This is a genomic window from Amphibacillus marinus, assembly GCF_900110345.1.
GTDB classification, from domain to species: Bacteria; Bacillota; Bacilli; order Bacillales; family Amphibacillaceae; genus Amphibacillus_D; species Amphibacillus_D marinus.
In genome coordinates, this window is the sequence record NZ_FODJ01000001.1 from 696756 (window position 1) to 720354 (window position 23599).

At 38.6% G+C, this 23599-nt stretch carries 14 protein-coding genes; 1 reads left to right on the forward strand and 13 read right to left on the reverse strand.

Annotated features, from left to right (window positions below; translation table 11 throughout):
• Nucleotides 1–24: 24 nt before the first annotated feature.
• Nucleotides 25–3141, reverse strand: a complete 3117-nt coding sequence (gene lacZ, locus BM000_RS03360; RefSeq protein ID WP_091494806.1) for a beta-galactosidase, LacZ type — start codon at nucleotides 3139–3141, stop codon at nucleotides 25–27.
• A 403-nt stretch (nucleotides 3142–3544) separates the two neighbouring features.
• On the opposite strand from lacZ, the gene BM000_RS03365 reads away from it, so the two are divergent.
• The gene (locus tag BM000_RS03365) at nucleotides 3545–6001 is read left to right on the forward strand and encodes a galactose-binding domain-containing protein (RefSeq protein WP_091494808.1); all 2457 of its coding nucleotides are present in this window, start codon (nucleotides 3545–3547) and stop codon (nucleotides 5999–6001) included.
• 174 nt (nucleotides 6002–6175) lie between these two features.
• Here the strand turns inward: BM000_RS03365 and BM000_RS03370 are convergent, their stop codons facing one another.
• The 12 genes from BM000_RS03370 to BM000_RS03425 all read right to left on the reverse strand — a co-directional run bounded on the left by BM000_RS03370 (nucleotide 6176) and on the right by BM000_RS03425 (nucleotide 23307).
• Nucleotides 6176–8536, reverse strand: a complete 2361-nt coding sequence (locus BM000_RS03370; protein WP_091494810.1) for a glycoside hydrolase family 2 TIM barrel-domain containing protein — start codon at nucleotides 8534–8536, stop codon at nucleotides 6176–6178.
• 40 nt (nucleotides 8537–8576) lie between these two features.
• Complete coding sequence (locus BM000_RS03375) at nucleotides 8577–9278, reverse strand: YesL family protein (RefSeq protein ID WP_091494812.1); 702 nt, start codon at nucleotides 9276–9278, stop codon at nucleotides 8577–8579.
• A gap of 36 nt (nucleotides 9279–9314) precedes the next feature.
• The gene (locus BM000_RS03380; protein ID WP_091494814.1) at nucleotides 9315–10349 is read right to left on the reverse strand and encodes a glycoside hydrolase family 43 protein; all 1035 of its coding nucleotides are present in this window, start codon (nucleotides 10347–10349) and stop codon (nucleotides 9315–9317) included.
• 63 nt (nucleotides 10350–10412) lie between these two features.
• Complete coding sequence (locus BM000_RS03385; protein WP_091494816.1) at nucleotides 10413–11834, reverse strand: ABC transporter substrate-binding protein; 1422 nt, start codon at nucleotides 11832–11834, stop codon at nucleotides 10413–10415.
• 203 nt (nucleotides 11835–12037) lie between these two features.
• Nucleotides 12038–13012, reverse strand: a complete 975-nt coding sequence (locus BM000_RS03390; protein WP_091494818.1) for a carbohydrate ABC transporter permease — start codon at nucleotides 13010–13012, stop codon at nucleotides 12038–12040.
• Between the two features lie 11 nt (nucleotides 13013–13023).
• Entirely contained in the window at nucleotides 13024–13980 is a 957-nt protein-coding gene (locus tag BM000_RS03395) for a carbohydrate ABC transporter permease (RefSeq protein ID WP_091494820.1), read from the reverse strand.
• Nucleotides 13977–16487 (reverse strand): DUF5696 domain-containing protein, encoded by a 2511-nt coding sequence (locus tag BM000_RS03400; protein ID WP_091494822.1) that lies wholly within the window; start codon nucleotides 16485–16487, stop codon nucleotides 13977–13979. Before BM000_RS03400 ends, BM000_RS03395 begins: the two co-directional genes overlap by 4 nt.
• 16 nt (nucleotides 16488–16503) lie before the next feature.
• Nucleotides 16504–17130 carry a Yip1 family protein gene (locus BM000_RS03405; protein WP_091494824.1) on the reverse strand — a complete coding sequence of 209 codons (627 nt, stop codon included), beginning with the start codon at nucleotides 17128–17130 and terminating at the stop codon, nucleotides 16504–16506.
• Complete coding sequence (locus BM000_RS03410; RefSeq protein WP_091494826.1) at nucleotides 17130–18596, reverse strand: hypothetical protein; 1467 nt, start codon at nucleotides 18594–18596, stop codon at nucleotides 17130–17132. The genes BM000_RS03405 and BM000_RS03410 overlap by 1 nt, the downstream gene beginning before the upstream one ends.
• A gap of 14 nt (nucleotides 18597–18610) precedes the next feature.
• Entirely contained in the window at nucleotides 18611–19471 is an 861-nt protein-coding gene (locus tag BM000_RS03415) for a carbohydrate ABC transporter permease (protein ID WP_091494828.1), read from the reverse strand.
• On the reverse strand, nucleotides 19472–20344 hold the full coding sequence (locus tag BM000_RS03420) for a carbohydrate ABC transporter permease (protein WP_245751568.1): 873 nt from the start codon (nucleotides 20342–20344) through the stop codon (nucleotides 19472–19474).
• A 107-nt stretch (nucleotides 20345–20451) separates the two neighbouring features.
• Nucleotides 20452–23307, reverse strand: a complete 2856-nt coding sequence (locus BM000_RS03425; RefSeq protein WP_091494832.1) for an extracellular solute-binding protein — start codon at nucleotides 23305–23307, stop codon at nucleotides 20452–20454.
• Nucleotides 23308–23599 lie beyond the last annotated feature (292 nt).

Here is a 23599-nt window from a genome sequence, read left to right on the forward strand (position 1 = left end):
AATTTGCTGCACGTCTTTTTTATTTTAGTTTACCAGTTTAATCATAAATGTGAAGTGATAACTTCTATTTGCTGGTAAAGTAAACTCAGGATGTGTACGTTGCCCCCAGCTATCGTCGCCACCTACTCCGGTTTGGGCTAAATTAATCCGAACAACGGTATGCTCAGACTTGGGTAATTGGTAAGCATGACTAGCCCGTTCTAGCTGCTCTGGCGTATACGGTAAGACACTTAATTCGACTGATGGTAAACCAGTAATATTCAGACCGACTCCTGTGGCCGATTGAATATTAGCAAAACGGACAGCGGTATGGTTACCACATTCCTGCGGTTTCAAGTAAGGTACAAACTGATCAGAAACCGTGCTTTTGTAAAGACCAAGCTTAGCACCATGCTGGCGATCCCAATAGGACTCATGCGGACCGTTTCCGTACCATAGCAATTGATCCATTTCTTTGTTCAAAGTAAACATTAACCCGATTTCCGGTAAATCAGCGAGCTGTTGACCAGGATTTAATTGATAATTAACCGTTAACTCTCCACTAGCTTTTATGCCATAACTTAGCACGAGTGTCGTCTGATTTAAAGCTGGGTAAACAAAGCGGCTTGTTACTTCGACAGAGTCAGTACCAAGTTGGTATTCCAACGCACTAAGCTGTCGTCCTTGATTGGCATCCTGCCAAACTTGGCTACGCTGATTAAATTTATTACCCCGATCATTATCAGTCGGTGCCCGCCAGAAATTAGGACTAATCGGTGTCGTTATTACATTGTGTTGATTAATAATGAATTCAGATAGTAAGCCACTTTCTTTACTGAACTTAATTGAGCCTAACTCGGTCTCAACGGTAAATGTTGATTGTTGCTCAGTAATTGCCAAATTGCCTGTTACTTCTGTTGTCGCTAACTTTTCCAGTACTGTTGGCAGGATGAATTGCTCAAAAGCAATTTCATGATTAGCTTTACACCAAAGTTGAGCATGCGGTTCAACAAAACTAATCGTGAGCACATGTTCATCTGAAGGTAACGCCTTCTTTGGTAATTGATACGCTAGCTGACAAGCTACCTCTTCACCCGGCTTGACATTTACTTGCATGGCGCCATTAGCAATTTCTTCACCATCGCTCGTTATTACCCAGTTTAATTGGTACTCACGCAAATTTTTAAATAGAAACTTATTAGCAATGACAAATTGGCCCTGCTCCAAATCGACTGCTTTCACAGCAATATTCTCATAGCATTTTTTCACTTCATAAATCTTCGGACTAACGGTTCCGTCAGCAAAAATAATCCCATTACCTGAAAAATTGCCATCATGTGGGGATTCACCAAAATCACCACCATATGCTAAGTAAGGCCTACCATCCTCTGTTTTCGTTAACAATGCTTGATCCTTCCAGTCCCAAATAAATCCACCTTGAAGAATTGGGTAACGATCAAATAGTTCGGTATATTTATAGAAGTTACCTAATGAATTACCCATCGCATGACTAAATTCACAAAGGAGATACGGTTTGGCACCATCCTTTGCTTCGCGAGCATAACGCTCAACACCATCAGGATTAATATACATGGTACTCTCAATATCTGAACAGGCCTCAGATTCTCGATAATGGAAAATACCTTCATAGTGAACAAGACGATCTGGATCACGCTCTTTTAAAAATTGATACATTTTCAAAAAGTTATCCCCACCAAATGATTCATTTCCTAATGACCAAATTAAAATAGACGGATGATTCTTGTCACGTTCAAACATTGAGCGGCAGCGGTCAAGGACGTTTTCAGTCCATTCAGGCTTGCTACCAGGCACTGCATCTCCCAATCCTGTTTGACCATAGCGCCATGTGCCATGTGTTTCAATATTTGTTTCATCAATGACATAAAGCCCATATCGATCACACAAGTCGTACCATATTGTATTGTTTGGATAATGGGAAGTACGAACAGCATTAATGTTGTATTGCTTCATCAACTTAATATCTGCTACCATATCATCATAGCTAACTGCCCGACCTTTATCAGCTGCAAATTCATGACGGTTTACCCCTTTAAAAATAATTCGCTTACCATTTAGCTTCATTAACCCGTCCTGCAATTCAAATTTACGAAAACCGACATAACTACTTTGGGCTTCTATTAGATTACCAGCTTGATCATATAAGCTCACTACGAGTTGATAGAGATTCGGATCCTCTGCACTCCATTTTAATGGGGCGTTCACCACTTCAGTAAGGGAAATGTCTACAGCTTCTTGCTTAAAGTCAACAATTTTTGTTAAAGGCTCGTTAAACACCGGAACTAATGTCGCATCATAAAGCTGTGCACTAACTTCTGTGACAGCAGCAACGTTAAAATAGTTTGTTAACTTAAGCTGAATATTCAATTGCGCATTTAGATAATCTTGATCAAGATCGGTCCGGGTGTAGAGATCACGAATATGTATCGTAGGCGTACGGTACAAGTAGACATCTCTAAAAATCCCACTTAGCCGCCAAAAATCCTGATCTTCTAACCAGCTACCATCACACCAGCGATAGACCTCAACAGCAAGCTTGTTTTCCCCTTCGATTAGATAGGGTGATAGGTCAAATTCAGCTGCGGTAAAGGTATCTTCGCTGTAACCGACTAATTCACCATTTAACCAAACATAAAAAGCCGATTCTACACCTTCAAAATGAAGATAAACAGGGACACCTTGCCAATCACTTGGGAGAGTAAACGTTTTAACATACTGACCAACAGGGTTATAGTTAGTTGGTGCAAACGGTGGTTCAATTTGATCCTTTTCTACCCATGGATAAGTAGCATTCGTATATTGTGGGTAATCATAGCCTTGTAATTGCCAATGACTTGGCACTTTAATTTCTTTCCAGTCACTGTGTTCATAGCTTGGTTGATAAAAATCAACGATTCGTTCTGACGGCCGCTCACAAAACGAAAAAAACCACTGACCGTTAAGACTTTGATAAAACGATGAGTCTTCCCTCTTGTTGCGTAATGCCTGTTCAATTGATTCAAATGGCATTAGTGTCGCATGCGCATCACATCGATTTAATTGAAAAATCTCTGGGTTATTGTTCCATTCAGGGTAACCATTTTTAGGAGCTTTATAAGCCAGTTTCTTAACTTCTTTTATCATCTTTATTCCCCTCTCGTTACAAATAAATCGCTTTCATGGTTTGATTTTACTTTCTACACACATAATAGTCAATAAATTTAACTTATTATTTTACTTATTTTTACCTAGGTTATTAAGGTTGTTAAGATTGAGTTTTATTTTAAGCAGACACAAGTGAGAACATTTAAATAATAGACAGTAAGTTGTTTTTTCAAGGATTCCCTTAAAAAAAACTATATTATTATCATTTTATTCAAACTCAGATCCCTTTCCAAAAAACCTTCATTATATAAATAATTAACTAAAATTTACTTGACTTTTTATCTTAATAAAATAAACTATAGTTGATAGCGCTTTCATATTTTTAGCAAAGGAGGACTTTATTAGAATTTGTAACGCATTAAATAAGTAAAGGAGACATTTCATGACTAAAAGAACATCTGTTAAATTTGTCAGTATCTTATTGTTTTCTTTGGTACTTCTTCAACTTTCATTTACTATTTTCACAAAAGCTCAAGCAAATGAAGCTACCACACTTTATTATGTAAATGCTGGGACGCCTAGTCCTGACGACATCCATGATGGCGAGGTGTTAGGCAGTTACACCAGTGCTACCGATCAAAGCTTCGGTGCCGACCCCGTTACAGGTAAAGAATGGGGGCGTGTCACAACCACTGTTGCACCATCAGTTGCATCTCCTGCTAGTAAATGGGATTCATTACTTTACTATAATGGCCCGCAAACACGCGACAAGCATATTGAATATCAGTTTGAACTACCTGCTGGTGTTTACGACTTCACATTTGGGTTTAAAAATCCTTGGAGTGGTCGCAACGTCAACATCATTGTTGATGATACCAACTTGGCTAATGGCGAGTTAAACATTGGCTCTTATAATGAACAAGTGGAACATAGCTATCAAGCAATTTCCTTTGATGGCGGTCTATTATCAGTTAAAATTCAAGGACCTAGTCAAGCTAATTTAACTGTGTACAACGATCCTTTAATTAATTTCATAACGATAAAACAACATGAGCCGATTCCGCTGACTCGGTTAATTGATGCGTTAAACCAAGCAGATGAGATTATCCCGAGCCAGTACACTGCTACAAGTATCGAACGCTTACTAGTGGCAATTGAGACAGGTGAAGGTCTTGTTCACCTGATTGAGAATGGCGACATTACCATTGAAGAAGCGCAACATGAATTGCACCAAGCAATTCAACTTATTTTACAAGCAATTAATCAGTTAGTTGAGCGCGAACAAATTGGAATTGGTCTATCTCCTTTTATCATTAATGAAACAGCAGCAATTGTTAATCAAGTCAATGTAACTTGGAATCCTGTAGCCGATACTGAACAGTATATTCTATACCACAGCATTAATGAACAGGGTCCGTTTGAATCTGTTTATCAAGGTACGGCATTGACAACCGCATTATATGATTTAGACATGACAACTCATTACTTTAAGGTGCAAGCAGTAGATCAAGCAAATCGTTATGTAGAATCTGAGCTTATCTCGTTCACACCTTTTCAAGTCCCAGACGACGTTGGCTATTTTCACAATAATGAAGAGGGTGGCTTTATCGGCGACCTAGGCCCTTGGGGAATCTACCATGAAGGAACCTATTATAGCTATCGACAGGAAAACGATCAAAATGGCTTTAAAGCTATTAATCTCTATGTTTCCGATGATGGAATCAATTGGAGTTTTGACAAAGCTGTATTAGATCGCGATACGCATCCCGATTTGGCAGCTGCAAATTTAGAGTCAGGAACCGTTCAATTAAACCCGAATACTGGTAAAATTGTTGGTTGGTATCATTACGAGAATAACGTTGACTACTCGCTAGCACGGTTAGCAGTCGCATCCGGGGCACCTGGTGAAGCATGGGACTATCACGGCAGCTTTAGACCGAATGGAAACGAATCACGAGACAAAGCTTATTTCATTGATGATGATGGCACAGGCTACATTATGTCCTCCGCTAATATGAATGCTGACTTTATTCTTTATCGTTTAACACCAGATCATATTGAAATAGAAGAAGAAGTTACGACCCTATTTGAAGGCTTACACCGTGAAGGACCAGGCGTTTCAAAATATGGTGATTACTACTATATTTTCACTTCTGGTGCAGCTGGATGGTACCCAACGCAAGCGATGTATGCTTCAGCGCCATCGATTGAAGGGCCGTGGTCAGAATTACGTTTAATCGGTAACAAAAATACGTTTAGCGGTCAATCTGGTCATACCAATCTTATTGAGGGCACTGAACAAACTACACATATTATGAATGCTTATCGTTGGATGCATGGCTGGGCACAAAATCCTGGTGGCGCACGGGACCGTTGGCTTCCGATTTCAATGCATAAAGGATTTGCTTTTTATGACTATTATGAGAAAGTATTTGCCTCAGGATCAACGGGCTATGTCTTTGGCTACCAAGATGGCAAACTATTATCAACTAACAAGCCTGCTAGTGCCTCCTCCCAATTAGATGACGCGCTAGCAAGTAATGCAAATGATGGAAACTATCAATCAAGCTGGGTCGCTTCAAGCAATAGCTGGCCAGCATGGTGGATGGTTGACTTAGAAGATGTTTATCAAATTAATCAAGTACAAATATCTTGGTTCTTATTTAATGGCTCCGAAGCCGTTCATCTCTATCATATTGAAGCAAGTGAAGATGGTGAGAATTTTGACGTTATTTTTGACGGCACAGACAATAAAAATTATGGTTTTACCTCGGATTCAGTTAATGCAACAGCACGCTATATTCGGATCAGACTTATTGATGCTAATCTGCATAATAATCCGAACAACTGGTACACACCACAACTTTCAGAAGTTAAAGTTTTTGGAGATGCATTGTAAAAAAGTAATGGTTAAAAAAGCGTTTCTACTTGTTTTTCGCTAAAGGAAATAAGTGGTAGACTAAAGAGCGTTACAATTGCACTGCCTGACATGCAGTAACCTCTTTCACAATTTTTATAGCTAATAAGCAAAAAGCACCAGCATCAATTACAGACAATCGATGCTGGCGCTTTATTATGTTACTTTCAACGTAAATTGGTGCGGCTTAATACCTTTTGCCTCAGCCTGGACAATGACCTCACCTTTTTTATCTGTTGAACGTAAATACCCTAACAATTGACCATTAAATAAGTTTCTTCCTGATTCACTATAAGCTCTAGTATCACGTATATTACCATTTTCTAAGCCAATTAATTCTGCTGGACCAGAGACAGAAATACTAATATAGGTATCAACATTTCTTAATGTAGCGTTAGCTTTATCAAGCAGTTCGATTTCAAAATGCGCAATATCTAAACCATCAGCTTTAAGTTCAGACCGATCACTCGTTAAGCGAATTGAACAAGCATCATCTGTTGTTATTAAGCTTGCACTTGTCATTTCTTGTCCAGCGATGTAACCGACTACCTTAACTTCACCAACCTGATAATCAACCTGCCATACCAGCGGCTCACCGAGCACACTTACTGCTTGCGCGCCTTGTGACTGACCATTAACAAACAGCTCTGCAGTATCACAATTTGAGTAGCAGTGTAAATCAACTGTGCCTTCAGACCAATTCCAATGCGGTTGGATATTAATATCATCACCCTCGTTACTAGGGACAGCTGCTAAATATACCATTGGTTCAGGGTTCCACATACTCTTACGCTGATAATAGCTTGGCTTTGTAAAACCCGCTAAATCTAAAAAACCCACCGGTGATGCCCGAACCGGCCAACCTTTTGCCTCACCTAAAAAGTCAATTCCAGTCCAGACAAACTGGCCACTAATATAATTATTCTTCTTTACAATCTCCCAATCCTGCACACTTGAGCTGTTTTCACTACCTAGCAAGATCCGGTTAGGATAAGCTTGGTGATCCTGTTGATATAAATGCTCTTTATAATTGTAGCCAACTACATCTAACGTATCAGCTAAGCCTGTTATGTTAGACAATTCTGGAAAAGCTAGTGCTGCAGTAACAGGTCGCGTTTTATCAACCTCTTTTACATAACTAACCAACTGCTTTGCTAGATAAACTAATCGGTCAGCATTCGGTTTATTCGGATCGTACTCGCGTTCTGCCGCAGGTTTATTGTTATCATTATTACCAGTCATTGTTTTAAAATATGGGTGGCAATAAGGATCATTTGGGTAATCAACCTCATTCCCAATACTCCACAAAATAATTGATGGGTGGTGTCGATCCCTCAAAACCATCGCCTTTAAATCAGTCTCTCCCCATTGAGGAAAGTCTTCGAAATACCCATGGTGCTTAGGCGGATAAACATTATGACCAGTAGACCACTTGTTCTTGGCCCCTTCCCACTCATCAAATGCTTCATCAACAACCATAAAGCCTAGTTCATCACATAAGTCAAGAACACTTGGGGCAGGGGGATTATGACTCATTCTAATGGCATTACACCCCATTTCTTTAAGGGTAATAAGTCGTCTCTTCCAAACCGCTTTAGGTACAGCTGCTCCAATTGCACCAGCATCATGATGAATACAAACTCCTTGAAGCTTTGTTGACAAACCATTAATGGCAAAACCTTGATTGACATCAAATGCTATTGTACGAATTCCTACTGGTGTTGTCGTACAGTCTCTTTCCTTACCTGCTATGATAATCTTTGATTCTAGGTTATATAAGTATGGATTATCTGGCGACCACAATTTAGGCGTAGCTATTTCCAGCTGTTGCTTAATTACTTGCTGTTCATTCGCACCAATACTTTGCGGCGAACGCGTTTGTCCCACAATTTCACCAGCGCGATCGATCAGTGTATTGATAATGATACAGTCTGCTTCGCTACTCTGATTATTGTTAATGGTCATGTCGACTTCGATATTAGCAACATTTTCGTTAATAGATACAGTATTAGGAAAAACACCATATTCAGCAAAATGAAGCTGATCTGTAATGGTTAAATTAACATCTCGATAAATACCAGAACCAGTAAACCATCTTGAATCGGCTGTATGTTGGTGATCAACTCGGACCGCAATCACATTATCTTGATTAGGCGAAATAAAACGCGTAATATCATAACTAAAACTACTATAGCCATAAGGACGCTTGCCTAAATAGTAGCTATTGACCCAAACTTGAGCATGATTATATACCCCTTCAAATGTTAACCGGACCGTTTTATTTGTTGTATCCTCACTAATAGGAAATTTCTTTCGATACCAAGCTGTTCCACCTGGTAAATAACCAGTTCCACTAGAATGCTCAATTGAAAAAGGTGCGTGCACTGACCAGTCATGAGGTAGCGTAACATCTTCCCAGTCTTTATCTACAAATCCTTTATACCATGCTTTCGGCTCATCATTGAGCTGAAACTTCCAATTTAAATTGATGTTTCTAGCTATTCTTGTATTACCCACAGATAAACTCCTCTCTACCACCGATAAAATATAAGTTTTCTTAAGCTAAAGCATGTTTATTAATATGTTCAAAGAGCGAACGACAACTCACCATCACCAACCACCCATTAATACCTGGAACCAGTAATAAAAACAGACCTGGGAATAGCCTTACTAATAGATATGAAATAACAAGCATACTAAGCATTACAAGTGTTTTTGACATTTTTTTCACAGCAAAATAAAAAGAAATTTTTATTAAGTTAATTAGTTTAGTTGGATGATAGATAATTAATGGGAATATATAGAGTGCTAAACATCCAAGCAAAGCGGCTACTATTAAAAAAGGGAGCGCAAGAAACGATAGGGAATCGATCTGAATGACAATCGTATAATTTACAGCCGTTAGAAGAAAGAGCACATTTAATAAGCCATTAACGATTACTGATTGTCTAAAATGCTGACGATACCCTGTCATATAAGCACGTGTAATCGAGACAAACTCCCCTGCTATTACCTGTTTCATTACGAAAAGGAGAGCTACCCAAGCTGGTCCAAACGACAAAGACGCGCAAGCGATGAGTAAAATTGCTGTTGGCATGGTTAACAATGCTTTAGTTATAGCGAGGGAAACAAACAAAACGACCACTATCAAGATTAAGTTAGCTACGATAAAATAAAAACTTGTTAATGTTAAACAGTACAAATAGTAAACAATTTTATATAGCTTACCCTCTGTAAAATCCTTGTCTGAATAAGACATGACAATCGCTCCTTCGCTCTCCTCTTACGGAAAAACCTATTTTGACCAGCTTTCACGCCATTCTATGATTACTTCACCTTGTTCGGTAACTTTCAACGGAAGCCAAACATATGGCGAATGGGCAAGGTCTTCAGGTTTCCATCGATCACCCACATAGATATATTCACCATTCTCTGGCCGTAACGGGAGTACAAAATTACTTTGTGACCCAAAGGTTGTTCTATCCTCATCACCATGACACGGATCACCTTTAACGCTGTACACCCCTAGCGGATGATCAGCTATCGCATATTCTGCTTGGTTAGGCTCCCACCCTGTACAACCAGAGGTAATTAAATAATAACAGTCATTGTGTTTGAATGGTGTTGGGGCTTCACGCATTTTACGAATAAATTGCCGAGACCATCCTTCACCTAGCTGCTCCTTAGTATATTGTGGTCGTACCCGATCTGGCTGCGTAGGCAAATCAATCCAAGTATAGTCTTCATTTAAGCGAGCAATATAGAGCGTCCAATTCCCTTCAGATGAATAGTAAATATACGCATCATTGACACCATCGCCATTGCTATCTACATTATCAACAAAGATATGCATATCTCGAAATGAATTACCTAACTCCTTTTCATTCGTATGAGCATCATAGCCCTCTTCCGGTTCAAATAACACTGGTCGATCATAGAATAAGAAAGTAAAAGGGCCTGTTGGCTGATCACTAACGGCTACTCCCGCACTGGACAACGCATATCCTGCTTGCTCAGCATGCATCCACATGATAAACTTCTTTGTTTTCTCGTTATAAATTACCTTTGGCCGCTCAACACGACCGTTATTTTTCCCTTGTAACGGGGCTGGCATATCTTCCTGTTTTAAAACAGTTCCTTCATTTTTCCAATTATAAAGATCACTAGAAGAATAACAACTAATACCGACTGTGTTTAAATAACCTTCTGTATTATCTTCTCCATACCAATAATAGATGTCCTTATGTAACAAAAGACCACCACCGTGCGCACTAATATGACGTCCTTGGTCATCTGGCCACAGTTGTCCTGGTTTAAATACATTTCTCATCTCGTCACTCCTTAACTTCAGTAGCTGAATGGGACCACCATCCAGCTACTGTGCTTAGTTCACTTACTCTTCTTCTTCATCAATACCCAAATCCATACCTTCATTCTCAAAGTCTTCAAGAGCTGCTTGGATTTGAGACTCAATCGACTCTAAACCACTCTGAACAGTTGTTTCACCACTTGATACTTGAGCAAAGAAATCATTAAAGGTATTATTAATGTCTTCAAATCCTCTAATTAAGTTAATTCGTGTATTATTATTTAACATTAAACCATAATCAACTGTTTCACGATCACCTGCATGCGCTTCAAAATCCGCACGAATCCATCGTTCCCAATCGTCATCTGTACCGATATCATGAATAGCGTCCCAAATAATCGCTTTTTCTTCTGGTTGGTCAACCGTTGCTAGCATGACATCATAAGACTGCTCGTAACCATAGGAAATGGATTGATCAAATGATGGGCCAGTCGGAAATGGTACCATGCCATATTCCCCTTGCATGCGACCATCTGTCCAGTAATTGTATGTTACCCACCATTCAGCTGATACCATGGCAATATTACCATCAGCAAAATCAGTATAACGGAAATTCCATTCATCGCCTTCTTCAGGCTCTCTTAACGTATGACCAAAGCTATTGTTAACATCGCTGAAAAACTCTAACGCTTCAACAACAGTCTCATCATTCATATCAATTTCAATACCATCATCTGTCTTAGTAATTGACTCATAGCCATTTGCATAAATTAATTTCCACGCTAAGTTCTCAGCAGCAAAACCAAAAATATCTGTTTCACCATCATTATCGGTATCACGCGTCGCTTGGTCGGCAATTTCCATCATCTTTTCCCAAGTCCATTCACCGTTTTCATAAAGCTCATATAAATCAGGTAACCCTAAATCATCAAACAATGTCTTGTTCCAAAAAATCGCATCACGCATATCAATGCCATTTGGTGTTAGTGAATAATACTTACCTTCATACTCACTCGCGTCTTTAGCCGCTTGACTCCATTTAATGTCATCGTAATCGATTACACCTAAATCACTAACCGGATAGACAATTCCATTAGAGATTAAGTTTGGATAAAGAGCGGGTGAAAGGACGTGAACGATATCAGCAATTGGATCTCCACCTAAGGTTGATCGAATATAATTGCCAACCCAATCGTCCCAACCAATTTCGACCGTCTCATATGTGAAATTCCACTTTTCTTCAAGAAAAGCAATCCGTTCTGCTAAACGCTCGTTTCTTTCATTGACATTTGGATCAATTTCTCTCGAGAATGGAGCACCGACTTTTAAAACAAGTCCGCCAAAATCATGATCTGGTAATTCTTCTTCCGCTGGTTCTGGATCTTCAACAGTTTCAGAACCGTTATCGACTTCATCATCACTCGCTGGATCTGAAGAATCATTGCCACACGCAACTAAAAATAACATTAGACCTAACACACAACTAAGCAACCATAACCTTTTCATTAATTAATTCCTCCCTTTACTCGTTACTCTGTAAAATAATATGGAAAAAGATGCATCACCTGTCAGCATTGCTATTATACTTACAGGAAACCGCCCTCCTAAAGTTTTTTTAAAAAAGCTAACTTTAAACGTGCGTTGACAGACTTATACTGCTTTTTCCATAAGTCAATTACAGAATAACGGCAATCTTTATAACCATTTAATTAACCAACAATACCTGAACGTTCGATACTTTCAACAAAGTAACGTTGTGCCAAAAGATAGATAATAAATAGTGGCAACACAACAAGGATGGTTCCAGTATTGTTCATCATTGAAACCAAAGCAGGGCTAACGAACGTTAACTGATCCGACATCACACTAGAAGCTAATGAACTTAACGCATTAGACATGACCGTATAATTATTTAAATACAAGCCTGTGTAGAAACTATCGGTCCATTGCCAAACAAAACTAAACAAGAAGACCGTTACCAGCATAGGCACTGCACTAGGAATCATAATCTTATAAAATGTTTTTATTGCACTACAACCATCTATATAAGCTGCTTCTTCCAATTCAACTGGTAACCCTTTAAAAAACTGACGCATTAAAAAGATGTATAAACCATTTTTATAGCCTTGGGTTAATAATGAAGTCAGAATAAATGGCCAGAAGGTATCCATTAAATTAATCCCTGCATTTCCTGTCAGCAATTCGTAAATACCAAACACATCAAAGAAGCGAAATTGCAAGAACAATGGTAGCATCAACACTTGTGGTGGTACTAGTAAACATAAAATAACGAGCACAAACATGGTATTCTTAAAAGGAAACTTAAATCTTGCAAAGCCATAACCAACTAATGTACAAGAAATTAATTGTAGAATACTGACTAAAGCGGACAAGCCAAAAGTTCTAAGAAAAGTACCGAAATAGTCCATTTCTTGAAAGGCAACCAAGTAGTTTTGGACATTCAATCCCCTTGGTACAAACTGCACTGTTGCATCATACAAGTCAGGCTCAGACATAAGCGAGACTGCAAATTTAGTAAACAACGGTTGTAAGATAATAAAGCAAATACCAAACACTAAAACAAGTCTAATTAATGACCATGTATAGCGGGCCAGCTTTGCCATATAAATCTTAACCTGATCATTTCGTTCTTTTTTCTTAGCCAGTTGAGCCGTATTTTCCATAATTACACCCCCTAATGTTGATACCTTGATACAAGTTTAATCAGCACCACTGACATAATTGCTAGAATAATAGCAACCGCAGCTAGGTAAACCCATGCCATGGCGGAACCAACGCCGAAATTTGATTGACTGAAAATCGTATAATGAATTGAACTCATCATCTCATTGTCTGGATTGGTAAACGTATTAATAACTGAGTAAACAGCATTTACGATAATCAACGGACTCGTCATTGGGAATGTTATCTTCCAGAAATTCTCCCAAGCCGTCGCACCATCAATTGTAGATGCTTCATAGAGTGTGACTGGAATTGATTGTAATCCCGCTAAGAAGATTAGTATTTGCACACCTGAAGCGATGACGACATCATAGATCTGGTCAACTGCTGCCACTAAAAAATTAACGATAAATGGCGGCAAGTTAATTGCAAATAATAGCCGTCTAAATTGCAGGAATTGCATCATTTGCATCGAAGTGTTTTGCATATCTTCCTCTGCCATCACTTGCGCTGACGAAAGGATTAGATCAGAGTTTTCCATCGCTAAAATAATACCGGATGTTAAAATAACCGGCAGAAAAAAGATTGATCGTGCAAATCCTCTTCCTTTGAACTTGGCATTAATTAGTGTAGCCGCAAAAAAACTAAAAATTAAGATGACCGGTACCATCGATATGAGTTGAATGACCGTTTGTAGCAATGCAGGAGTAAAGTTAGGATCAACCCGAATAACCCGATTAAAATTGCTAAATCCAACGTAATTTAATTCATAACCAGACGATGTTACAGTAAGGTCACTCAAACTGTAGATGAATGACTGAATGATCGGTGTTAAAAACAACAACAGAAAGCCTAGTAGAAACGGGCTAATGAAAAAGTAACCTAACCTTGCCTTTTGTTGGCGTAGCGTCAACCCTTTCCTTCTCTTTCGAAAGGGCTGACCTTTTTGTTTAGTTAGCTGTTGCATCATCTTCCCTCCTCTACGACAAAATCATGTGCCTCAATTAATGTCTCATTATATTGAAATGGTTTATTTTGATAATTGACGATAACTTTTGCACCATTTTGATAGGTTACACGATTGACATCATTGGCAATGATTTCGTGCTTGACGATAGCTTGCCCCTGAATCGGTTTGAGTTGGCTGTTTAACTCATGATACAGTTCAACCATCCTGTCATACCAATTAAGATAATGGACAGCGTATAGGTCTTGATAAGCAGTCTCTTTAAGCACATGATCTGGCGCATAAATCCATTCAACGTAAAGCCCTGCGTTAGTTTCAATTGTTTTAAGTAATTCATGCTGATAATTATCAGCCAGATTTAATGGTTGACCTGCATAATCAATGTAGCCACTTAACACCATTTGATAAAATGGAATTGCCTCATCTAAAATCATGTATTGATTCGATGACATCGGCACCTCTAAAATATCCTGCACATAATTAAATGCGTATGCATTGGCGTTTTGACCAAGTAATGCAAAATCATTATTTACCAATTTAGCTAAAGCATCTTTAGTATGTGTTAAGCTAGCCTGTCTATCGACAAAATTCCTTCGTGAAAAATCAGCAGACACAGTCGAAGTAATCGTTCGCATTGATAAATGATCAATGACTTCATTAGGTAAAGCTTTCATAAACTTATCCACTACTTCGTTATAATGACTCGCATTCAAAATAAATTTAGGTGGATTGGTCGCGGTTTCTCTACTCATATTTCCTGACGCAAGATCTTGCTCAAGCAATGTGATTAGTGAATTATCAAAGTAACGAGTAGCCTGACTTGATGAGGAAAAACCATCAAACCAGTTATCTTGATACACATAACCAAAATCGACATCAAAATACGATTTAACCTCTAACTCTCTCAATTTAGTCGCGAACTCGGCTAGTTTCACCTCACTCTCCATGCCATTAACTAACCGGATCCGATTGGGTGAAGCGTGATTAATACCGCCATTAAACCACCCAGCATACTTCACACGCACGTCAGCAATTTGATCGGCTTGAAGTTGTTCAATAATAGCTAGCGCTTCTTGATAAGACGTAATTGTTTCAACCCCTTGATAAGGAATACCGAAAAAGCTCTTATGCTTATCAATTGCCCCAGTCAACCCTAAATAAAAAGGTAACGTTGTTCGTTCTTGCAGCTCTTGAAAGACACCGGTTTCTTCTAGGTAATGACGATAAGTATTCGCCATGCCACTATAATCGGCATCATCACCCGCTAAAAAATGGTATCTAATGCTAAATTGCCCTTGATACGGCTCTTGTTGAAAAAGCTGAAGCACACCAGATCCAGTCATTTCATCTAATGAGCTGCGACCGGTTGGCAAATAACTAAATTGTGTATGGACTTTATTAAATGAATCCGTTTTACCAGATACATCAGCAACAACACTAGCATATGTCTCGCCATCCTCAATTACTGCTACGAAGGCTTGCTCTTGCTTTTTCAATCCAAATATCGGCAACCGAATTGACAAATCTTTATCACGATTTGTCGTTAGCTGCGAAGTCAATGTTTCGTCATAGCCATAAACACTAGAAATATAGCGGGTAGCAGCTGTTTTGCCATTATTTAAGTCAATCAGTGCCCCAGATCCATCAGGAACAAATAGATATCCATCATCCGCCAGACTAGCTGTCCCAAAGTACTCAAGCAGGTTAATACTTGTCAGTGTATAAAGATCATGTGCAATAATTTCTTCAACTGGAATACTTGCTGTAAACGTATCACCCTCTATTTGATAGACAACCGGAATCGTGAATACCGCACCACCAGCACCCTCAACAGCATTCTCTTCATTATCTTGAATAAAATCATCGAGCGTGTAACCAGCATCGGCGAAAAACTGCTCAGCATCTTCCTGAATAAAGACAGCGGTACCACTTCGTAAATAGTACAGTTCTTCCTCAAGATCTTCACGGTAAATATCGCGAACTTGCCTTTGAGCATCCGCATCCATCTGATTTAAAAATGTCTCAAATCGGTTTGCCGAAATCACATCCGGGATCAAAAAACCAGATACTTCTTCGCCAATTGTATAAATAACCTTTACGCCTTGATCAACCTGCTCAACCGTAACTTGATCTAATAATGTGCTGTCAGTATATGAATTCATCGTCTGTTCCTGAGCAGCACGATTATAGTATGTGATCGAAAGTTGTGAAGCAAGTCGATCTCTACTAACACCAGTAGCAATTTCATCTTCTTCATGATTAAGAGGGTTAGAGAGCCATATGGTTTGATCTTCTTTATGGTAAATAGCAATTGAAAAATCTTGATTATTTAGTGCTAGAATAATCTGTTCATTCTCCGCAACAACTTCCTTGCCTTCTTCCCTGAACTGATCATAAATATCTTTCTGCTCAATCGCATTAACTTCCAATTGTAAATCCAGATGATTTGAAAGCAGTAATACGGATAGAATAATCGTTATCAATGTTATGCATTTAAAAACTGACTTCATGTATACCCCCACTTCCTTAAAACCTAAAAACAATTTCGCGATATATAACATAAAAGAAACCGAAAATCTGTTGAATAACACTTGTGAACAATAGCCCAATAAACACCATTACAGCCATACCAATTAAGATACCGGTAATCGTTAAAAACGTTTTCTTCATACTATATTGATGGGTAATCATCGTACTTAATATAATTAAACAAACCGTCCATATTAATGAAATCGTTAGAAAAAAGTAATAAAATGCGCCTTCCTCACTTGTAATTAAGTAACTAATCGGAATTAACGGCAGGTTAATTAAGACAATTGGTGTCAAGGCATATGCTGTCGCATTAAAGATTTCAATAAAAGTCCCTTCACCATCTGCCAACGTTGTTAAACACCAGTTAGCGACACACCACAATAAAAATGGGAGAAGCACACTGATAACCTCAAGAACAATGTTTAACCGGGTAATCTGATTGTAATTGAACAGAAATCCTGTGTATTGTCTGCGGAAGATATACGTTGCAATAGTAAGTAAGACAATTGTTAATGCAGCCCGTAATGATCCACGTTGTTCACGTTGTAAGTCCCAAAATCCATCAAAAGGTCTTACTACAACGTGCAAACTATATTTAAGCTCCGCTAAGTAACTACGCATTATCTCTTAACCTCCTTTACCAGCCAACGCTTTCTCAGCTTTCTTACATAGTTAATGAACAAGAGGAGAAGAATTAAGATGACTGTTGTTGTCATAATCACAGTAAAATGTTCAATCATCCATTCACGTCGATAATGAGCAAATGCTTTGGTATAGTTATTTCGATCATGAGCAAGTTCTAAGTTTTGCATGGCTTCTTGATACTCTCCACGCCGTAACTGTGCTTTTCCTAACCCAATGTAAGCAATATCGGCATTAGCATTTAATTTTAGGACTTCTTTCCACCTTTGTTCAACCTCTTGATAGCGCCCTTCATAATGTAACCGAATTGCGCTATGGACCATTTCACCATAATCGGTCATGGAGAAGGTAGTAATCGTGTTCTTGTTGTCGTCCAAGACATATAACATCTCTTCATATTGATCTACCGCTACAGCACTTCTAAAATTACCGAATCGATTACCATTCCCACCGAAAACATACAACAAGTGACCATCATAATCATAAGCAAATAATTTGCCATTACTGCCATCAAGTGCAGTATAGACTTGGTAGTCAGTAACCGTTATATCATTAAAACGGGTTATATTAGGATTGCGCCTTGAGAAATAGTCACCAATTGGATCACCGTAACCAAATTGCCTAAGGACATTTACACCAGTAGGATTTAATCGTCTAATGACATCAGTCCCATAATCACTAAGCCCTACGCTTCCCCGCGTTACGAAAATAAACTCTTCATTATCTAAATAAAGATTGTTATATTCTGTTGGTAAAATTAGTCCCATTCGTTGTCGTTGCTCATCCGTCGCAATAAACCGTCGCCAAACATATTCTAACGGTGTAATATTAACCTCCGATGCACCCATAAAACCTTGAAAGGTACCATCTGGATTAATTTCAACAATCCCTGAGTTAATACCAATTGCCAAAGCATAAATACGATCTGCACCATCGACAACAACCTTGGTTGGCCGAAATGAAGTTGTGTCACTAATTAAATCTGTCACGGGACGATCAAACGATCGGACATAGTCAGCATGTTGATCAAATTGAACGATTCTACGATTTTCTGTATCGGCAACATAAATATGATTATCTTCGGTAACATAAACACCTTGTGGAGCATTAAAACTATCATTGTCACCAAATGTTTGCAGCTCATTAATAAAATTAAACGACTGGTCAAACCAGACAATTCGATTATTGTTGGTATCTGCTATATATATAAAGCCATTATGCGCGACAAACAAATCGCTAGGTGTATCAAAGTCCCCCACCCCTAATAATTCTCCTGATAACTCTTCAACAGGCACATAAGGATGTGGACTCGGTACTGGATCAAGCCAATAATTATACGTATAGCTTTCGTATGCCACTCGCGCTTTAATTATTGGAAAGAAGGGATCCAAGAGCATTATCATAATAACCAGTAACAGAACACGTCGGATATTTATTCTATTCATTTCTGACACCCTCCCTATTCCTTGATTCCTGAGGTCGACATCGTTTCAATAACGTTATTTTGACTAATAATGAAGACGACCAATGGTACGATCATCATAAACAGCGCAATTGCAGAGGCTGCACCAGCTCTAGAAAAACCAGTTGCGACAATTTGTTGTAAAGCAGTTGGTAATGTTTTTAGTTCCTCGCTGTATACAAATGTCCCACCATCAAGGTTCCAAAGTCCTTGAAAGGAAAAAATTAACAGAGTTAACCACGCCGGCTTTACGAGTGGCATTGCCACTCTAAAAAAAACAATAAACTCGTTCGCTCCGTCTATTCGAGCCGATTCTAATAAGGAAACCGGAATCTGTTCCATAAACTGTTTCATCAAAAACACCCCTAGGGGAGCCGCAATCGCCGGGACTACTAGAGCGTTATATGTATCTACCCAACCAAGGCGAGACATAATAAGATAATTCGGAATCGCCGTTACATGTGGCGAAAACATTAATGCCATAATGACAATATTGAAAAATAAATTTTTACCCGGAAATTGATGCTTTGCCAGCACATAGGCTGCCATTGAAGCAACGATAATATGAAAAACTGTTCCGATCAAGGTAATAAACACAGTATTGAACATATAACGCGTAAATGGCACCCAAGACGCATTCATTAATGCAAATAAATCACGAACATTGTCGAGCGTTGGATTTCTAACTAAGAATCTAGGTGGAAACTGAAATAATTCTTCTAACGGCTTGAACGCATTGTTTACTGCAAATACGAGGGGTAAGGCCATGAATGCCGCAAAACCAATCAGAACTAGTATATTTGTCAGATCACCAAAGCGCGACCGGTTTGGCGTTCTTCGTTTTGATATCGACACCATTTAAGTCCCTACCTTTCCAAGTAATTTTTGAATAATGACATTACTACCAACCATCACAATAAAGAGAATCGTTGCAATTGCCGAAGCATAGCCCATTTCAAAACGAATTGTTCCATAATCAACGAGATGCGACACGACCGTATGTGCTGCATAATCAGTCGTTGGAAATCCTGCTAGTGGTACAATTACATCGTGAATGGCGAATGATTGTGTGATGGTCATAATTGCACCGAACAAAAGTTGCGGCTTCATTTGTGGTAAGGTAATAAACCACAACTCTTGCCAACGATTCTTTATTCCTTCTACATAACCAGCCTCGAACAAACTCTGATCCAACGTCTGCAAACCAGCTACAAAGGCTAAAAAGCCAGCACCGATACTCGTCCATAGGATAACAATCATTAACGTCGGCATAATAAATTCAGGATTATTAAACCACTGAATCGGTTCAGAAATAATGCCAATTTCCATTAGAAAACCATTGATGTAGCCATACTGATCGCCACTGAAAATAATGCTCCACACGACAAAGACCTGACCTGACAAGGAAGGCGCATAAAAGATAACCACAAGAACGGCACGAATACGCCTCGGCAATTCATTAATAAACCAAGCAAAGAAAAACGAGGCGAAATAACTAATTGGTCCCGTTATAAAAGCGAATAAAAACGTTACCTTAATCGATTGTAGGAATAAATCATCTGATAAAAATAGATTTAAATAGTTTTGCCAGCCAATAAATTGCGGTGACTCTAGGACATTGTAATAAGTAAAGCTAAAGAAGACAGAAATTATAACAGGCAATAAATAAAACGTAAAAAAGATAATCCCAAAAGGTGCAAGAAACAAATAGGATAGCTTATTCTTCTTCATTTCACTGCCTAATAATGATAGTTTGCGTTTTAGAATGGGAAGAAATTGAGCTTGTTTCTTTTCTTCCTTAGTACTAATCTGTTCAATTTGCATATGGTAGCCTCCTCTCAATCTGTTAAGCCAAACTCACGTCGCTTATGCTCAATTTCCAAATTAATAATATCGGTATAATCAAGAATTGTTTCTCTAGGATCATCAAGCTCGTTATAAACTTTTCTGAATGCGTTCTCAATATGACGTGGGGTAAAATAGCCTCCTGGTACTTCTGGGTTTCCCACCACCCAATCCCACTGCTCCAGTAAATTATGATAGACGCTCGCAGTCCATCCAAGTAACTCGGCGGCTTCTTGATTAGCAGTTGCATATCGTGCAGCAACACCAATAATACTTTCAAGCTCTTTACCGAAATTCGCTTGCACCTCTGCCGAAGTCCACCATTTTAAAAATTCCCATGCATCATCTTGTTTATCAGATGTTTGCAAAATAATGCTCGCAACCCCAGAGCTACTAACAGAGCGATCCACTGAGCCATCTGCTTGAATCGTTCCAGGTACAGGAATCATTTCCCACATCCCACGCAATTCAGGAGCAAACACAGATAAATAATTGTAAGTGGAGTAATCAGCAATACCAACTGGCATTTCCCCAGTTCTAAATCGATTGGCAAAATCATATTGAACTGGAATCGAATAATTCACGTATAAAGATGTCCAGTCACGAAAAGCATGGATAGCTTCTTCATGATCTAACTGAGATACCTCACCTTGCTCAGAATAAAGTTGACCATTGTTCTGATATAAAAACATGGCGTAGGATGACAAAGTCGACTCGATCCCTTGAACGTTTCCTGTACCTGATACGCCATTAATTGGAATCCCAATGTTCATATTGTTTTTTTGGATATGTGGCATAATTTGATAAAGATCCGACCACGTATTCGGTGCTTCTACTTCTAATTCGTTAAAAATGTCAGTACGATAAAACATCATTGGAAAAGTTTGCGTTTCAGGAAGAGCATAGACACCTCCATTAAAACGATACGGTGTAATTGCACTTGATGCGAATCGATCGCTCACCGAATTAAAATCAGCGAATTGGGACAAATCGACAACTGCATTTCGAACAGCATAATTAACCGGATCACCAATCCCAACCTGCAAAGCAACATCAGGTCCTTCTCCAGCTAGCGTAGCTGGTAATAGCGTTTGACTCTCAACAATTTCAATATTTACATTAACGTCAGAATTTAAATTGAAATCACTTTCAACTAAAGCATTAATGATGTTACCGTAATCTCTATTATTTACCCAAACCTTTACTGCATCATGGTCAGCGTCTCCAATACTTGAATAATCCTCAGTAAAAGAGGCAAAAAATGACCGGATATTATAATTCATACTTTGTAATAAATTTGCAGACGGTTCAGGTTCAGTTAAGTTATTAGAGTAAGCAAACAAGTAGTCTAACTGCAATGGTTGCTCTTGCATTTCCAAAACCCATGCACCTAATGAAGAAATATTAGACCTAAATGAGCTCCAACGATCAGGTATACTATCAGGATCACGATGCATGCGATCCAATTGTACGACCAACGTATCTAGTACTGAGGTTGTTAAACCACGTTGCCCACTAGTATCAGATAAATAACTTGATACGTCGTTAAGGATATCGCGTTGCTCACCAAGTAATGCGATTACCTCAGGCAATCGTTGGGCTAACTGGTAATCTCGAAAAATATCTGGCGAACCACCAATAATCATGAGCATTTGGCGATAGGCAAAATTAAGCGCAAAAACACTTTCTTCAACTGTGCGAATGGTTTCTGAAAGCTCACCAAGTGATACCTCCAAAGTCAGCGTATTCGTTCCTTCTTCAAGGTAAAAGAGAAATGGATCATCCTGACCAAATGTTTTCATTTCCCAACTCGCACCATAGTTAAAGCCAATATTCTGCATCTCACGGAATGGGATTTCATCATTAATTCTTAATGTCCGCGCTACATAGCGACCACTTTTGAAATTTTGCCAGAACTTTACACCAAGTTGATACAAGCCACTTTCTGGAACATCAACTTCCCAGCTTAACCATTGGCCGACCTCCTTCCAATTCTCACCACCAATCGTGTTTAATCGAATTTTTGAAGGATGGCTAGGCTCAGTAGCAGGTGACGATCGATCAAAGGTTGGATAAAGCATAGCATCCGACTTATACTTAGCATGCTCTGCTTGAATTTTAATTGGCTCTGTTAGCGTGACAATCGGATAATTTTGCTCTTTGTAATGGCTTAGTGCTTCTTCATATGTAGGAATTTCGTCCATTTGCTTGAGCGTAAGGCGTCTAATGACCATAAAATCTTGAATAGAAATAAGTTCAATTGTATTTACACCCGCTTCAAAATAGAACAGATACGGATCAGCAACATAACCCATATCATCTTCAAAAAATCGCGTTTGCCAGCTTGGTGCTTCAATTTGCGAAGGTCGGCGTTCATTATCCCGTTGATCTGTTTGAATTGGATTGGCATCCTGCCAAACTCGGCTAAATGAGATGTAATTTGCTTCTTCAAACGGTCGCTCTCCATTGATAAGTAGCTCTCTCACAATATTCATGCCCTTGCCTTCAATAGGATAGTAATCCAATTCAATACTATACAGCCCAGCTTGATTTATGGTAACCTCCCAGGCAACCGTTCCTTCTTCTTCACTTAAAATACTTACTCCAGCTTCATCTTTGAAATTTTCAAAGGTTTTAACCGTTTCTGAAGCATTAATGTAATCGCTCGCCTCTATTACAATTTCATTTTCTGGAAAGGATGCACCTTGATATGATGCTATATAGTCCAAGTAATTCTGACGATCTTCCAATTGACTTTCCGCATTGACTATAATGCTACCAGCGACAACAAGAAAGATGACGACACAACTTAATAGCATTTTAAATAATGAAAAACATCTGCTGTTCATAGTTCCACCTTCCTAATAGTTATGTTAACGCTTACATACATTGGGTAAAAATAAGCGTTATTGATTTCCGTAACCAAACACTTATTTTAGTTAAATTTTACTTTTCAATTTTATTATATTTTTAACTGTCACTAAAGTCAATATTTTTTTGTTATGATTAATCATTTTTCACAAACACATAGACTCCTTATCTTTGAGTTAAAAAGATATTAAGCAATAATTATCTACATTAACTAATTTTATTTTTACTGCTTTCCATAATAACACTAAATATTAACATAATTACTTCGAT

Coding starts and splice junctions, on each gene's coding strand:
- lacZ (WP_091494806.1), bottom strand. CDS start 3,141: ATGATAAAAGAAGTTAAGAAACTGGCTTATAAAGCTCCTAAAAATGGT.
- BM000_RS03365 (WP_091494808.1), top strand. CDS start 3,545: ATGACTAAAAGAACATCTGTTAAATTTGTCAGTATCTTATTGTTTTCT.
- BM000_RS03375 (WP_091494812.1), bottom strand. CDS start 9,278: ATGTCTTATTCAGACAAGGATTTTACAGAGGGTAAGCTATATAAAATT.
- BM000_RS03380 (WP_091494814.1), bottom strand. CDS start 10,349: ATGAGAAATGTATTTAAACCAGGACAACTGTGGCCAGATGACCAAGGA.
- BM000_RS03385 (WP_091494816.1), bottom strand. CDS start 11,834: ATGAAAAGGTTATGGTTGCTTAGTTGTGTGTTAGGTCTAATGTTATTT.
- BM000_RS03390 (WP_091494818.1), bottom strand. CDS start 13,012: ATGGAAAATACGGCTCAACTGGCTAAGAAAAAAGAACGAAATGATCAG.
- BM000_RS03395 (WP_091494820.1), bottom strand. CDS start 13,980: ATGATGCAACAGCTAACTAAACAAAAAGGTCAGCCCTTTCGAAAGAGA.
- BM000_RS03400 (WP_091494822.1), bottom strand. CDS start 16,487: ATGAAGTCAGTTTTTAAATGCATAACATTGATAACGATTATTCTATCC.
- BM000_RS03405 (WP_091494824.1), bottom strand. CDS start 17,130: ATGCGTAGTTACTTAGCGGAGCTTAAATATAGTTTGCACGTTGTAGTA.
- BM000_RS03410 (WP_091494826.1), bottom strand. CDS start 18,596: ATGAATAGAATAAATATCCGACGTGTTCTGTTACTGGTTATTATGATA.
- BM000_RS03415 (WP_091494828.1), bottom strand. CDS start 19,471: ATGGTGTCGATATCAAAACGAAGAACGCCAAACCGGTCGCGCTTTGGT.
- BM000_RS03420 (WP_245751568.1), bottom strand. CDS start 20,344: ATGAAGAAGAATAAGCTATCCTATTTGTTTCTTGCACCTTTTGGGATT.
- BM000_RS03425 (WP_091494832.1), bottom strand. CDS start 23,307: ATGAACAGCAGATGTTTTTCATTATTTAAAATGCTATTAAGTTGTGTC.